We start from the raw sequence: 609 nt of genomic DNA, 5'->3' as shown, positions 1-609 counted from the left end.
ACCGGAAGGTGCGGCTGGATCACCTCCTTTCTAAGGAGCAGACAACACTCCAATGCTGGTGCCGAATGCGCATCGGGTTGGTGTTTGTTCATGGGTGAAACACAAGAAATCCATCGCGATGCCGGCTTGCAATCAGAATGTTGCAGGCTGGTGGTGGTCGAGTTCTGGTGACGGGACTTGTGGACGAAGCACACTATCGGGGTTCTGAGAGAACACAGTTTCTGTGTTGTCTTGGTGCTCACTGGTTTCCGCCTGGTTGAGGATCCCTGTCGGGGGTTTCGGGTGTTGGGGTTGGTGGGTGTGTGTTGTTTGAGAAGTGCATAGTGGATGCGAGCATCTAGCTCAGTGGTGGCCCTGTTGGGTTGCTGTTGGGCCAGTGTGTTCTGCAATTTCGATTCTGGTTTGTGCGATTCGAGCTTTAGTGTTCGGGTTGTTCGAATATTTTTTGTTTTGTGGCGTCCGCATTCGTATCTCGGCCGGCCTTGGGGTTGGTGGGGGTGTGTTTGTGGGTGTTGTTGTAAGTGTTTTAGGGCGTTCGGTGGATGCCTTGGTACCAGGAGCCGATGAAGGACGTGGTAGGCCGCGATAGTCCTCGGGGAGTTGTCAAAC

Annotated in this window: 1 rRNA gene; it reads left to right on the top strand. The window is 53.7% G+C overall.

Annotated elements, in window-relative coordinates:
* Nucleotides 1-515 precede the first annotated feature (515 nt).
* Nucleotides 516-609 (top strand): 23S ribosomal RNA (locus tag AAFO60_RS20840); the annotation flags it as partial.

Origin of the sequence: Gordonia aichiensis, assembly GCF_039946255.1 — a bacterium.
Lineage (GTDB): Bacteria > Actinomycetota > Actinomycetes > Mycobacteriales > Mycobacteriaceae > Gordonia > Gordonia aichiensis_A.
This window is presented reverse-complemented; position numbering and strand designations above follow the sequence as displayed.